The organism is Frigoribacterium sp. Leaf186 (genome assembly GCF_001423905.1).
Lineage (GTDB): Bacteria > Actinomycetota > Actinomycetes > Actinomycetales > Microbacteriaceae > Frigoribacterium.
The window spans coordinates 364,612-377,131 of the sequence record NZ_LMPQ01000001.1; the positions used below are offsets into that span (position 1 = coordinate 364,612).

12 protein-coding genes are annotated in these 12,520 nt (G+C 73.0%); 4 read left to right on the top strand and 8 right to left on the bottom strand.

From position 1 onward, the window contains the following. Window positions 1-2 precede the first annotated feature (2 nt). Window positions 3-284: a GlsB/YeaQ/YmgE family stress response membrane protein gene (locus ASG05_RS01725; protein ID WP_056256595.1), complete on the top strand. Its 282-nt coding sequence runs from the start codon at window positions 3-5 to the stop codon at window positions 282-284. Window positions 285-336: 52 nt separating this feature from the next. Here ASG05_RS01725 and ASG05_RS01730 read toward each other — a convergent pair whose 3' ends face one another. From ASG05_RS01730 to ASG05_RS01750, 5 genes are all read right to left on the bottom strand, one after another. Further along, window positions 337-1,107, bottom strand: coding sequence for an FAD:protein FMN transferase (locus tag ASG05_RS01730; RefSeq protein ID WP_235491357.1), 771 nt, complete (start codon window positions 1,105-1,107; stop codon window positions 337-339). After that, window positions 1,104-1,625 carry an FMN-binding protein gene (locus tag ASG05_RS01735; RefSeq protein ID WP_056256598.1) on the bottom strand — a complete coding sequence of 174 codons (522 nt, stop codon included), beginning with the start codon at window positions 1,623-1,625 and terminating at the stop codon, window positions 1,104-1,106. The genes ASG05_RS01730 and ASG05_RS01735 overlap by 4 nt, the downstream gene beginning before the upstream one ends. Further along, complete coding sequence (locus ASG05_RS01740) at window positions 1,622-3,070, bottom strand: ferric reductase-like transmembrane domain-containing protein (protein WP_056256600.1); 1,449 nt, start codon at window positions 3,068-3,070, stop codon at window positions 1,622-1,624. The genes ASG05_RS01735 and ASG05_RS01740 overlap by 4 nt, the downstream gene beginning before the upstream one ends. A gap of 155 nt (window positions 3,071-3,225) precedes the next feature. Continuing rightward, complete coding sequence (locus tag ASG05_RS01745; RefSeq protein ID WP_056256603.1) at window positions 3,226-4,596, bottom strand: HAMP domain-containing sensor histidine kinase; 1,371 nt, start codon at window positions 4,594-4,596, stop codon at window positions 3,226-3,228. Beyond that, complete coding sequence (locus tag ASG05_RS01750) at window positions 4,593-5,315, bottom strand: response regulator transcription factor (RefSeq protein ID WP_056256606.1); 723 nt, start codon at window positions 5,313-5,315, stop codon at window positions 4,593-4,595. The genes ASG05_RS01745 and ASG05_RS01750 overlap by 4 nt, the downstream gene beginning before the upstream one ends. A gap of 222 nt (window positions 5,316-5,537) precedes the next feature. Between ASG05_RS01750 and ASG05_RS01755 the strand changes: the two genes are divergently transcribed. The 3 genes from ASG05_RS01755 (at window position 5,538) to ASG05_RS01765 (ending at window position 7,445) form a co-directional block, all read left to right on the top strand. After that, window positions 5,538-6,035 carry a DUF2231 domain-containing protein gene (locus ASG05_RS01755; RefSeq protein WP_056256609.1) on the top strand — a complete coding sequence of 166 codons (498 nt, stop codon included), beginning with the start codon at window positions 5,538-5,540 and terminating at the stop codon, window positions 6,033-6,035. A gap of 94 nt (window positions 6,036-6,129) precedes the next feature. Next, complete coding sequence (locus tag ASG05_RS01760) at window positions 6,130-6,861, top strand: VIT family protein (protein ID WP_056256611.1); 732 nt, start codon at window positions 6,130-6,132, stop codon at window positions 6,859-6,861. Window positions 6,862-7,040: 179 nt separating this feature from the next. Then, entirely contained in the window at window positions 7,041-7,445 is a 405-nt protein-coding gene (locus tag ASG05_RS01765; protein ID WP_056256613.1) for a tautomerase family protein, read from the top strand. A gap of 145 nt (window positions 7,446-7,590) precedes the next feature. Here the strand turns inward: ASG05_RS01765 and ASG05_RS01770 are convergent, their stop codons facing one another. Genes ASG05_RS01770 through ASG05_RS01780 form a run of 3 tightly spaced genes read right to left on the bottom strand, consistent with a single transcriptional unit; the run spans window position 7,591 to window position 12,518 of the window. Next, the gene (locus ASG05_RS01770) at window positions 7,591-8,601 is read right to left on the bottom strand and encodes a glycosyl hydrolase (protein ID WP_056256616.1); all 1,011 of its coding nucleotides are present in this window, start codon (window positions 8,599-8,601) and stop codon (window positions 7,591-7,593) included. Next, window positions 8,598-11,489: a carbohydrate binding domain-containing protein gene (locus ASG05_RS01775; protein WP_157490004.1), complete on the bottom strand. Its 2,892-nt coding sequence runs from the start codon at window positions 11,487-11,489 to the stop codon at window positions 8,598-8,600. Before ASG05_RS01775 ends, ASG05_RS01770 begins: the two co-directional genes overlap by 4 nt. A 60-nt stretch (window positions 11,490-11,549) precedes the next feature. After that, complete coding sequence (locus ASG05_RS01780) at window positions 11,550-12,518, bottom strand: ROK family protein (RefSeq protein ID WP_056256621.1); 969 nt, start codon at window positions 12,516-12,518, stop codon at window positions 11,550-11,552. Window positions 12,519-12,520: the final 2 nt, after the last annotated feature.

Genomic DNA, 12,520 nt, shown 5'->3' on the forward strand with positions numbered 1-12,520 from the left:
CCATGATCGGTCTCATCATCAGCCTGCTCGTCGTCGGCCTCATCGCGGGGTTCATCGCCCGGGCGGTCGTTCCCGGCCGTCAGAGCCTCTCGATCGTCATGACGATCGTGCTCGGCGTCATCGGCTCGTTCGTCGGCGGGTTCCTCGGGTTCCTGCTGTTCCAGCACGACCCCACCGACGGGTTCTTCCAGCCCGCCGGCATCATCGGCTCGATCATCGGCGCGATCGTCGTCCTCGCGATCTGGGTCGCCGTCTCGGGTCGCCGCAGCACCGCGCGCCGCTGAGCGACGGCCCCGCCGGGTGCGCCGAACCGCACCCGGCGCGGGGCCGCCTGCTTCACCACCCCGGCTGCGCGCTGACCTCGCAGGTCTGCCACCAGCCCCGGGTGCCGGGGGTGCCCGACAGGACGCCGTCTCGGTCGACCGTCGCGACGTCGACGTCCCACGCGTCGGTGATGCCGTCGAGGTCGTCCGGCGTTCCGGCCAGGATCGCCGTCGCCAGCACGTCGGCCGTGACCAGGTCGTCGGCGCACACCGTCACCTGCGTGAAGACCGCACCCGACTCGCGTCGCCACACGTGCTCGCCGCGTTCCGCCGTACCCGACGTCGCCACGGCCCGGCGGTGCCCCGTCAGCTCGACGACGCCGAGCAGGGCGTCCCGACGGCCGGGGTCGACCACGCCGCAGCGCCACGGCTCGTGACGGGCGTCGACGGCCTGCCCGCCCCGGCCGAGCACGTCCCCGCCGACCCCGAGCAGCCACGACCCCGACGTCTCGTCGAGCACACGGCCGGCCTCGTCGGTCGCGAGGGCCTTGACGAGACCCGACAGGTCGACCACCCCGTCGGGCCGATGGGGCGTGAACGCCCCCCGGGTGGCTGTCCGCCAGCCGAGGGCCTGCGCGTACACCTCGCGCACGAGCGGAGACGCGTGGGGCAACGACAAGCGCCCGTGGGCCATCCGGTCGAGCTCCGAGTCGGCGCGCCAGAGGCTGAAGACGCCCTCCCACCGCTCGAAGACGCCGAGCACCTCGCTCCACGCCTCGTCGCCGGGGTCGTCGACCGCGTGCAGACTCGCGACGGTGCCCATCACCCGTGCCGTGCGGATCACAGGCCGGCCTGGTCGAGCGCCGACTGCAGCGACGTCAGGTAGCCCTGGCTCGTGTAGGTCGCGCCACTGACCATCTGGACGTTCGCCGACCCCGCGGCCAGCGCCTCCTGCCGCAGGATCGGGGCGGCCCGGTTGCTGATCTGCACCGAGCGGCCGCCGTCGTTCGTGAGCTGCACGGCGGTCACGTCGGCCAGGGCTCCCCCGGTGACCGTGACGGCCACCTGCACCGGGCCGTAGGGCGTCCGGCTCACGACGCCGGTGTAGGTCCCGTCGACGACGGCCGGGGCTGCGGGGGCGGGCGCCGGAGCTGTGGCGGCCGGTGGCGCGGTCGACGGCGGGACCGTGGTCGGCGACGGGGACGCCGTCGCACCGGCGGCAATCGACGCGGTCGGCCCCGGCACGACCGGAGCCGTGGCCGTCGTCCCGGTCGAGACCTGCGACGCCTGCCCGACCTGCCAGCCCAGCACGAGCACGACCGCCGAGGTGACGACCCCGGCCACCCGGCCGCGGACGCTCACGAGTCGAACCTCTCGAGGTGGATGCGGTGCTCGGGCACGCCCTCGGCCCGGGCGTCACGCACGACGAGGTCGCTCCAGGCGGGCGGTCCGCAGACGTAGAGGTCGGCCTCGTCGAGGTGCGGGAACACGCTCCGCAGGGTGACGCCCCGCGCGACGGCCTCCGCCGACCGCCAGGTCGACCCGTGCGACGGTCGGTGGCCGACCATCGAGTACACGGCCGTGCCCGACCGACGCCCCAGCTCGACGACCTCGTCCCACAGGTACGCCTGCGAAGCATCGGAGGCGCGCAGCAGCACCGTGGCCTCGCCCGGTCGCAGCGTGGCCGAGTCCACGAGCGTGCGCACCGGGGTGATGCCGATCCCCGAGGCGATCACCGCGAGGTACGGCTTGGTCCGGGCGTCGTCGGTGAACAGGCCGTAGGGGCCCTCGAGCGACACGCGCGTCCCCCGACGGAGGCGCCCCAGGCGAGCCGAGCCGGCGCCCAGGTCACGCACCGTGATGCGTGCGGCGTCGCGGGTCGGCATCGCCGAGAACGAGACGGGGTGCGCGTGCCACCAGGTCGCGGCCGACCAGAACCGCCAGATGCCGTACTGGCCGCCCCGGACGCCGAGCCGGTCGAGGTCGTGACCGGCCAGGTGGATCGACACGACGCCCGGCGCGATCTCGACCACGTCGACGACCCGCACCCGGTGCCGGAGGCTCACGACGGTCGGCCGGACGAACCGGAACCAGCCGATCGATCCGACCGCGAGGGCGTAGAGGGCGATCCAGTAGGCGCGCTGCGGCGTGCCCGTCGCCATCACGCTGCCCGCGCTCAGCTGGTGCGGCAGTGCGACGAGCACCGCGGCGTAGGTCAGCAGGTGGACGACGTGCCAGGCCTCGTAGGGCCAGCGCCGGCGAACGACGACGAGGGACGAGACGACCACCACGACGAACAGCAGCAGCGAGAGGTACGCGAGGGGCGCGTCGGCGATGCCGCCGAAGATCGAGACGGTCTCGGCGACCGGGTCGACCCCGTCGGCGAGGGCGTAGCCGACGGTGATGAGGGCACCGTGGGTCAGCAGCAGGTACAGCACGGGCTTGCCGAGCGAGCGGTGCACGGCGAGGGCGTGGTCGTGACCGACCGTGCGGTCGATCCACGGGATTCGAGCCGCCAGCACGATCATCACCAGCACCAGGTCGGTGGCGACGAGCCCGGCGACGATGCCGGCCGCGGTGACGACGCTCGCGACGTCGACGACGGTCGCCGCGCCTCCGGAGGACAGCCACAGGGTGACGGCCAGGGCCACGGACACCCAGCAGGCGGTCTGGAGGCCGTCGGCCGCGACCGATCGACGGCGCCAGGCCCGACGTCGACGGCGGGCGTCGGGAGCCGGCCCGGGGGCGGGACGAGGCGGGGCCGGGCGCGGCGGGGTGCCACGGGGTGCCGTGCGGGTGGTCGTCATGGTGGGCCTCCGGTCGGGCCCGACGGGCCGAGCGTGGAGCCTCGACCCGCCGGGGTGGTCCGAGACTCGCGGGCCCGCCCATGAGAGGACTCCGAACGGCCGCCCCGTCGCCTTCGAATGCTCACATCAGCCGGGGGCTCCGGGCCCCGAGGCGATCAGCCCCGAGGAGGCACGGTGACGGTCGCGCGCGCACCCCCGCCGGGCTCGTTGACGAGGGTCGCCCGCCCGCCCGCCCGCCGCGCGACGGCCTGGACCAGCGCGAGGCCCAGTCCGCTGCCCCCGCTGGAGGCGCGTGACGGGTCGGCGCGCGAGAACCGGTCGAAGGCCACGGTCAAGAAGTCCTCGGGCACGCCCGGGCCGTCGTCGACGACCGAGACGACCAGTCGACGGTCGACCGTCTGCCCGACCGAGACGGTGATCGACCGGGCGGCCGGTCGAACCGAGAGCGCGTTCGCCACGAGGTTGTCGAGCACCCGTCCGAGGGCGGTGACCGACAACGGGTAGCCGACGGCCTCGTCAGGCACGTCCACCTCGAGGTCGACGGCCGAGCCGGGGGCGTCGCCGCCCGGGCCGGCCAGCACCCGGGCCCGGTCGACGGCCGCCATGGCCTCGGTGACGAGGTCCGCGCCCGTGACGACCTCGGTCGAGCCCACCTCGGTGGACTCGAGCCTCGAGAGCTCGAGCAGGGTCGAGGCCAGTGTCGTGAGCCGGGCCACGGTCTGCTCGGCCGAGAGCAGCTCGCGTTCGAGAGCCGCCGCGTCGCCGAAGTCACGGTGGGCCAGTTCGAGCCGGGTGGTCAGCACCGCCAAGGGCGTGCGCAGCTCGTGGCTGGCGTCGCTGACCATCTGCCTCTCGCGATCGGCACTCTGCCGGACGCGCTCGACGAAGGCGTTGAGCGTCCGCGCGAGCGCGCTAAGCTCGTCGTCCACCGGCCCCACGGGCAGCAGGTCGCCGCCCGGCTCGTGGCTGAGCGATTCGGCGGCGCGGCGCATGCGGGTGACCGGCCGCAGCGACACGGTCGCCAGGAGCCAGGCGGCCACCGCGATGGCCGCCAGGGCCAGCACCGAACCGGCCACCAGCGAGCGGTCGATCGCCCGCAGGGTCAGGTCACCGGCCTCGCCGCTGCGCGCGGCCCAGACCTGGAACGTGCCGGCGCTCGCGTCGACCCGCTCGCCCACGACCGTGTACCCGACGCCGTCGGCCTCCTCACGCAGCACGACGTCGCCCGGGGTGCGACGTTCGAGGGGTTCGTGCAGGTCGCGCGGCATGGAGTTCACCAGGGTGCGCCCGTCCGGGGACTCGATGCTGACGAGCACGCCCTCGGACGGCTCGTCGGGCGTCTCGTCGGGGTTCGTCGTCAGGTCGGCGACGAACGCGCGCAGGTCGCTCGTCGCCAACGTGACCTCGCTGTCACGCGTGACCGAGCGCACCTGCACATGCAGCACCAAGGCGATGGCGACGAGCACGACGGCGGCGACCACGACGCTGCCCACGGTGATGCGGGCGCGGATCGACAGGCGCCTCACGCGGGGTCGTCCGCCGCGGAGGGCACGACGTCCGCCCGGTAGCCGCTGCCGCGCACCGTCGTGATGACGACGTCGGCCCCTGCGGCCGAGAGCTTCTTGCGCACGTAGCTGACGTACTGGTCGACGATCGAGGGGTCGAAGTGCTCGTGCGAGCCCCACACCTCGTCGAGCACCTCCGTCCGCGACACGACGACGCCGGGGCGTCGTGCGACGAAGCGCAACAGACCGAACTCCTTCACGCTGAGCGGCATCGACCGGCCGTCGGCGGTGGCCCGCAGGGCGATCGAGTCCATGCGCAGCCCGCCCAGGGCGACGATCGTCCGCTCGTCGGAACCGCGCCTCCTCAGCTGGGCCCGGAGTCGGGCGCTGAGCTCGGCGACCGCGAACGGCTTGGTGAGGTAGTCGTCGGCGCCGGCGTCGAGCCCGAAGATGCGGTCGTCGAGCGCGTCCCGCGCCGTGATCATGATGACCGGCAGGGTCGCGCCGGACTCGCGGAGGCGGCGACAGACCTCGTAGCCGGTCATGCCCGGCAGCATCACGTCGATCGCGGCCGCGTCGAAGGGCGGGACGTCGGTGCCGTCGTCGGGCGAGGGGGCGAGCGCGAGCAGGGCGTCGAGTCCGGTCGTGACGAGCCGCACGTCGTACCCGTCACCGACGAGGCCACGTTCGACGAGCGCGCCCATCTCGGGGTCGTCCTCGGCGAGCAGGATGCGGGGCATGCGTCGTGTCTACGGGACGCGCGGCAGGTCGGCAAGCCGACCCGCGCCTCCCGGGACCTCCGCCTCTCCTCCCCCGGCCGACGACGGCGCAACATGTGAACATTCGAAGACCGGGAGGCGCGCTCGCCCGATGCACGGCGCTTACGGTCGGAACTCCCCCGTCCCGCACCCCGAGAGGTCACGCATGCGCTCCACCACCCCCCTGCACGACGAGCTGATCCGATGAACTGGGAGCTCGACGGGCTGCCGTTGCACCCGCTGATCGTGCACTTCGTGGTCGTGGCCTTCCCCGGGGCCGCCCTGCTCCTGCTGCTGTCGGCCTTCTGGCCGGCAGCCCGTCGACGACTGGGCATCATCACGCCGCTGCTCGCCCTGGCGTCGCTCATCGCCGTGCCCCTCGCCACCTCGTCGGGCGAGTCGCTCGAGGAGAAGGTCGACGGCAGTGCCCTCCTCGAGACCCACACCGAACTCGGCGACACACTTCTGCCGTGGGCCATCGCCGTCTTCGTCGTGGCGGCGGCGCTCTGGGCCTGGCAGCACTACGTGGTGACGCCCGACGCGCAGCGCCCGCACCCGACGCTCAAGGCGACGACCCGGCGCGGCGCGACGATCGTGCTGAGCGTCCTCGTCGTGGTCGCGTCGGTCGGGGCGATCGTCACGACGGTGCGCATCGGCGACTCGGGGGCGAAGGCCGTCTGGTCGGACTCGAGCGAGGGGTGAGGCCCGACCGCGCCGGACCGGGCCCGGCCGGTCGCCCGGTCAGGGCAGCCTCCGCTTGCTGGCGGCACCGTCACGAGAGTGCTGTGCTGACCGCATGACCGAGTCCACGTCCCCTCTGCCGACCCACGACGACGAACCCCACACCGGCAGCCTGTCCGGTCGCCTCAACTGGCTGCGCGCCGGCGTGCTGGGCGCCAACGACGGCATCGTGTCGGTGGCGGCCATCGTGGTCGGCGTCGCCGGGGCGACCTCGTCGACCTCGGCCATCGCGACCGCGGGGGCCGCCGGTCTCGTCGGAGGCGCGATCTCGATGGCGCTCGGCGAGTACGTCTCGGTGAGCAGCCAGAGCGACAGCCAGAAAGCACTGATCGCCAAGGAACGAGCCGAACTCGAGGCCGACCCCGAAGCCGAGTTCGAGGAGCTGACCGCCCTCTGGCGAGCTCAGGGCCTGTCGGACGAGACGGCCACCCGGGTCGCGACCGAGCTGACCGAGAAGGACGCCCTCGCCGCACACCTCTCGGCCGAACTGCACATCGACGAAGACGACGTGGTCAGCCCCTGGCACGCGGCCCTGTCGTCGGCGATCGCCTTCTTCGCGGGGGCGATCCTGCCGATGCTGGCCGTGCTCCTGCCCCCGGCAGGCCTGCGCGTGCCGATCACGTTCGTCGTCGTCCTGCTCGCCCTCGCCGCCACCGGCGCCCTCGGAGCCCGACTCGGCGGGGGCGGCGTCGGCCGGGCCACGGTGCGCGTCGTCGTCGGCGGTGCGATCGCCCTCGCGGCGACGTTCGTGATCGGCAGGTTGCTGGGCACCAGCGGCCTGGTCTGACGGCTCCGCCGGTCCCCGAAGCGCGAGGCGCTCTCCTGACGGGCCCGACACACACGGCACGGCGGCCGGACGATCCGAACCCGCACGGGTGCGCGGATCAGGGCGCCGCGACGTCGTGGCGAGTACGCCTGGATGTCGCGGCCCACTCGGGTCGCCTCCCCCATCACCGAAGGACTGCCATGCCTCTCATCCGCATCGACCTCGTCGAGGGTCGCTCCGACGACCAGATCGCCGCCATCGGCGACACCCTGATGGCCACGCTCGTCGACGTCTACGGCCTGCCCGAGCGCGATCGCTTCCAGATCGTGACCGAGCACCCGGTGGGCCGGTTGACCGCGCTCGACGTCGGCCTCGGCATCGACCGCTCCGAGCAGGTCGTGATCATCCAGATCTTCACCCAGGAGGGCCGCAGCACCGACGAGAAGCAGGCCTTCTTCGCCGCGCTCGCGGCGGGTCTCGCCGAGGTCGGCGTCGCCGGAGAGGACCTGATCATCGGCTTTGTCGAGAACACCGCCGCCGACTGGTCGTTCGGCTTCGGACGGGCCCAGTACGTCACGGGCGAACTGGCCACGCCCGGCAACTGAGCCCGAAGGCGAACGAGACGCCCGCCGACCACGCGGAGCCGGGACCCGCGGGCGAACTGCATTGCCGATGCCTCAGGTGGAAAAGGGATGACGGCGCATCGTGCGCCGACCCCCCTCGTCCACCCGATGCCGGGCCTCGTCCGAACTAGGGGATGGCGATGTCTCCTTGATGCAGGACGCGGGGGTTCGCGTAGGTGTCCTTGATCGCCTGTGGCGTGTTCGCGGACTCGAGCTGCTCCGACCAGTGCATGAACCACGTCCAGTTCGGCTGCGCGGCCAGCTGCGCCGACGTGGGCATCTTGCCGACCTCGCCCAGAGCGATCGGCTTCCCTGCCGCGATCGACTGCATCGTCTGGTATTCGGCTGCACTCGGGAAGGTCTTGTACCAGGCGTCGAGCGTGACGACGTCGACGTACGAGCTGCCCGGGTAGTAGGCGGCCAGTCCCCCGGCCGGGTTGTCCTGCACGTTCCAGGCCCAGATGAGGTTCGTCATGCCCTTCGTACCAGCGAGGTAGTCGCGGGTGATCTGGTAGAGCTTCGTGGAGCCCGCCGATCCCGAACGTCCGCCCCACCAGGCCCACTGCTCGTTCATCTCGTGCAGCGGGCGGAAGATGGCCGGCACGCCCGCGTCCTTCAGCTGCTGCAGGTAGGGGACGACCTCGTCGAGTCGTGACTTCCACGCCGAGTTCAACGCCGTGCCGTTCGTGGTCAGCTGCGACCACTGTGCGTCGGTGAGGTCCGCGTTGACGTCGTTCCAGGAGCACGACGAGCCGACCGTCGGTGGGCAGACGTGCCATGTGAGCGAGACGAGCGCCCCGTTCTTCCACTCCGTCTTGGCCTGGTCGACGACCCGCTGCCGGTTCGCCACGTCGGAGGCGGCGAAGAGGAAGTCCCCGCCCCAGAGCGCCGGGTAGACCCCGGTGATGTCCTTGACGCGCTGTGTGTACTGGCTCGGCTGCCCGGCGGGCTCCTTGTTGTGTTGCCCGCTGATGGTCTTCTGGCCCTTGATGCTCGCCAGGTAGTTCAGCACCGTGCTCTTGCCGGTCGGGCTGAACGCCTCGGCCGGGGTCGCCGCGGGGGCGCCCACGGCGAGGATACCCGCCAGGAGGAACGCGATGCCGGCCCCGAGGGCGGTGTGCTTCGGACGTGTGGTCATGATGCTTCTCCTCGCTCGACCACCGCGGTGATCGTCGATGCGAGCCGACGTCGTCGTGCGGCTCGGAGTGCGACGGCACCGGCGATGACCGATGCCAGGGCGGCCAGGGCGAGCGCCGTGGTCGAGGTCGAGCCGGTGAAGCTGAGACCTGTGGAGGCGGTGGTCGCGGAGGCCGGGACGGTGCCGGTCCCGCTGACGGGCACCGCGCCTCCTCCACCGGACCCCGGACCTGCGGCCGGTCCAGCCCCGCCGCCGGGCGTACCGGGCGTGCCGGGATCGACGGGCACGACCGCGGCAGGGTCGACCGTCGTGACGACGTCGTCCACGAGCAGCTCGCCCGCGCCGTCGCCGCCGAGGTAGAAGGCGAGCTGGGTCACGCTCGACGGGTCGAGGACGGCGTCGCCTGCCCAGGCGGGCGGCGCGAACGCGTTGAAGGGCACGTCGATCTGCTGCCAGCCCTCCCCCTCGACCGGGAGGGTGGTCTCGAAGTACGACCCTCCGGCCACGATCTGTACGGTCACGTCGTCACCGGCGGGGGCACGCAGCGAGAGCGAGAGACCGGTGTAGCCCCACCAGTCCTGCGGCTCGGCGAGGGTGCGGACGACGCCCGCGTAGCCGGGGCCCGCGAGGTCGTAGGCGAACTGTCCTGCCTGGGAGCCCGTGGACGGGTTCTCGCCGAGGGTGGGTGTGACGGCTCCGCCGCCGGTGTTGCGCACGTAGGTGCTGGTGAGGGCGGCGTCGTCGGCGTACTCCTCGAAGTCCTCCACGACGAGCGCCTCCGTGGGGAGCGGACGCGTGGCGAAGGACGCCGTCGTGGGCACCGACGTCGTGGTGCCGACGCCGTTCACGGCCTCGACCGACCACTGGTAGGTCGTGCCGGGCACGAGCGTGACGTCGGGCCGGTACGACGTGCCCGTGAGACCGTCGGCCGAGGCCACGACGGTGCCCTCGGCGTTCGTGAGCGCGAAGCGGTAGTAGGCGGCATCGGTCGCGGCCGTCCAGGCGAAGTCCGGCGTCGAGGTGATGCCCGTCGTCTCGTCGAGGGGCGCCTGGAGCGAGAACGCGCCGGGCGCCGTGGTGGGGTCGACGGCCGCGGACCGCAGGGTGGCCCGCGTGAGGTGCGCGTCTCCGGTCAACACGACGCGGACGTGGTCGTCGGCGAGGCCGTCGGCGACGACCGAGCCCTCGTCGGTGACGACCGTGGCGGCGGGCACCCACGTGCTGCCGTCCGCGCTGGTCTCGATGCGGGCGGCGGCCGGCTCGTCGACCTGGAGCTCGGCCCGGGTGAGCCCGGCGCGCTGCCAGGCCACCGTGCCGGGTGTGCCGTCCGTCGCGGTGACGGACCCTCCGTCGGGGTCGGCCGCGACCGTCACGCCGTCATGTTCGGACGAGAGGCGCCAGTCCTGCACGGGGTCGACGAGCACGTCGCCGCCGTCCGGGTGGACGATGTCGGACGCGGGTCCGGTCGTCCCCGTGCCGTCGAGAGCCCGGACCCGGTAGGAGGCGCCGGCCGGGGACTCGATGTCGGTGACGGTCCCGGCCGACGCGCCCAGCGCCTCCTCGGTGACGGTCGTCCACGACTGGTCGGCGACCTGTCGCTCGACGACGTATCCGGCGGCGCCTGCCGTCCCGCGCCAGGTGATGGTCGAGATGCCCTGGGCTCGCTGCACGCTCGTCACGAGCGGGGCCTCGAGAGGCAGGGCGGGCAGGACGACGCCGATGTCGCGGGCGTACTGGCGGATCGCCTCGGCCCGAGACTCCTCGGATGGCGTGCCTCCGGGCAGGTGGAAGGTGAACCCGTCGTCGTGGGGCACGAGGCCGGCGCGGTCGTCGTGGCCGAACAGCGACCAGGCGAACATCCCGGAGACGGCTGGGTCCTGGGCGAGCGGGCTCAACAGCGCGGGCGTCGCCGCCGTCGAGGCGTACTCGCCGGCGATGTAGACCTTCCCGGCGGCGGTGACGGTCGCGGCATCGGCTGAGACGCGGGCGGCCGTCGGCGGGTAGTAGTGGACGTCGACGATGTCGAGCGCGGTCGCGGCGAGGGTGTCGGGGTCGATGTCGAACCGTCGGCCGGCGGCGACGAGCTGCGACGGGGCCTGTTGTTTGATGTGGGCGACCTGTTCGTCGATCCACGGGAGGGTCATGCCCTCGAGTTCGTTGCCGAGTTCCCAGGCCATGATGGTCGGGTCCTCGGCGTAGGGGACGCCGGTCAGCGCGTTGGTGCGCCCGACGACGTGGTCGACGTAGTCCTGGTACGCGGCGATGGCCCGCGGGTCGGTGTAGAAGTCGGCGGACTCGAGGCCCAGGGGCGTCGTGAAGTCGCGGTGGCCGCCGTGGTAGTACTCCCACTCGTCGGTGAGCGGCAGGATCAGCCGGATGCCGAGCGACCCGGCGTACGCGACGGCGAAGTCGATCGTGGCGAAGGCGTCGTCGTCGTACTCGCCCAGGCTCGGCATCAGCGCGAGCGTGTTCGCGTCGTCCTGGGCCGTCGAGGTGGCCATGTGCGACCGGACGACGGTGATGCCGGCTCGGTGGGCCGAGTCGAGGGTGTCCTTGATCCGGAAGAAAGTCGGGTAGTCGACCCCGCCGACGTTCTCGTCGAGGCCCAGCCAGTAGATGTTGGCCCCGCTGGCCCGGAAGGTCTCACCCCCGAGCTGGAGGCGCGACGCGTCCCGGGTGACGAACTCGGTGTTCTGGGTCGTCCACTCGGCGCGGGGCGCGGCGGACGCGGCCTCCGCCTGGTGTGGCGACAGGGGTGCGAAGGAGCCGAGCAGGACGCCCGTGGCGACCACGGCGCACACTCGGATCGACCTCGTCCGTGTCGGTCTCGGGGTCGTGCGGGACGGATGATCGTGGCTGCTGACGCTGGTGGCGGTCGGTGTCGTCATCGGTGCTCAGGCTCCTTCGGCTGTGCGGTGATCAGGGCGCCCCGGTCGGGCCGCCCGGTGTCAGGTGGTGCTGACCAGCCGCCGTGTGTCGACCCGGTTCGGGTCGACCAAGTCGGGGCGGTGGACGAGTGCTGCGGCTCCCAGCAAGGGAGCGGCGGATCCGAGGGCTGCCGGGACGACGAGCACCTCGGCGCCGTAGGCGAGCACGGTGGCTCGACGGGCCGCCTGGCGCACCAGGTCGACGTAGTCGGGCACGACCCCCGCGAAGCCGCCGCCGATGGCGACGGCGTCCAGGTCGAGCAGCGTGGTCGTGCTGGCGATCGCCTGGCCGACGGCTGCTGCGGATCGGTGGACGGCCGCCAGGGCGGTCGGCTCCCCTGCGGCGCACGACAGGGCGAGGTCCTCGCCCGTGGACCCGGCCCAGCCGTGGCTCCGGGCCCAGCGCACGGCGTTCGTCCCGGACGCGACGGCCTCGAGCGTGGTCGAGTCGGCCTCGCCTGCTTCCCCTCCGAAGCCGGCGACGTGGATCTGGCCGACGTGTCCGGCGTTCCCCGTCCTGCCCGACACCAGGGTACCGCCGACGATCAGCCCGCCGCCGACCCCGGTCGAGACCACCATGGACATCGAGTTCGCCAGCCCGGCCGTCGCTCCGAGCCAGTGCTCGGCGAGAGCGATGCAGGTGCCGTCCAGGCGCAGCCGGACCGGCAGGGCCGGGAGGCGCTCCTCGACTTCTCGGCGCAGGTCGAACCCGGCGAGCACGGGCAGGTTCTTCGGGCTCACCGTGCCCGCGACGAGGTCGACGGGGCCGGCCGACCCGATGCCAGCACCCACCAGCTCGCCGCCGGCCGGGAGGGCGGCCAGGGCACCGTCGACCACGGTGCCGACGGCACCCCGCAGCTCTGCCCGCGAGGCCGCCGCGCCCGTGGCGGCGCGCACCCGGCTGCCCCCGACGATCCGGCCGTCGTCGTCGACGAGGGCAGCCTCGACCTTGGTGCCGCCCAGGTCGACGGCCAGGGCGATCCTTGACATCG

Excerpts from the sequence above, each read along its gene's own strand:
- ASG05_RS01740 (WP_056256600.1), bottom strand. The coding sequence starts at position 3,070 with ATGACGACCACCCGCACGGCACCCCGTGGCACCCCGCCGCGCCCGGCC.
- ASG05_RS01770 (WP_056256616.1), bottom strand. The coding sequence starts at position 8,601 with ATGACCACACGTCCGAAGCACACCGCCCTCGGGGCCGGCATCGCGTTC.
- ASG05_RS01755 (WP_056256609.1), top strand. The coding sequence starts at position 5,538 with ATGAACTGGGAGCTCGACGGGCTGCCGTTGCACCCGCTGATCGTGCAC.
- ASG05_RS01765 (WP_056256613.1), top strand. The coding sequence starts at position 7,041 with ATGCCTCTCATCCGCATCGACCTCGTCGAGGGTCGCTCCGACGACCAG.
- ASG05_RS01760 (WP_056256611.1), top strand. The coding sequence starts at position 6,130 with ATGACCGAGTCCACGTCCCCTCTGCCGACCCACGACGACGAACCCCAC.
- ASG05_RS01725 (WP_056256595.1), top strand. The coding sequence starts at position 3 with ATGATCGGTCTCATCATCAGCCTGCTCGTCGTCGGCCTCATCGCGGGG.
- ASG05_RS01780 (WP_056256621.1), bottom strand. The coding sequence starts at position 12,518 with ATGTCAAGGATCGCCCTGGCCGTCGACCTGGGCGGCACCAAGGTCGAG.
- ASG05_RS01750 (WP_056256606.1), bottom strand. The coding sequence starts at position 5,315 with ATGCCCCGCATCCTGCTCGCCGAGGACGACCCCGAGATGGGCGCGCTC.
- ASG05_RS01775 (WP_157490004.1), bottom strand. The coding sequence starts at position 11,489 with ATGACGACACCGACCGCCACCAGCGTCAGCAGCCACGATCATCCGTCC.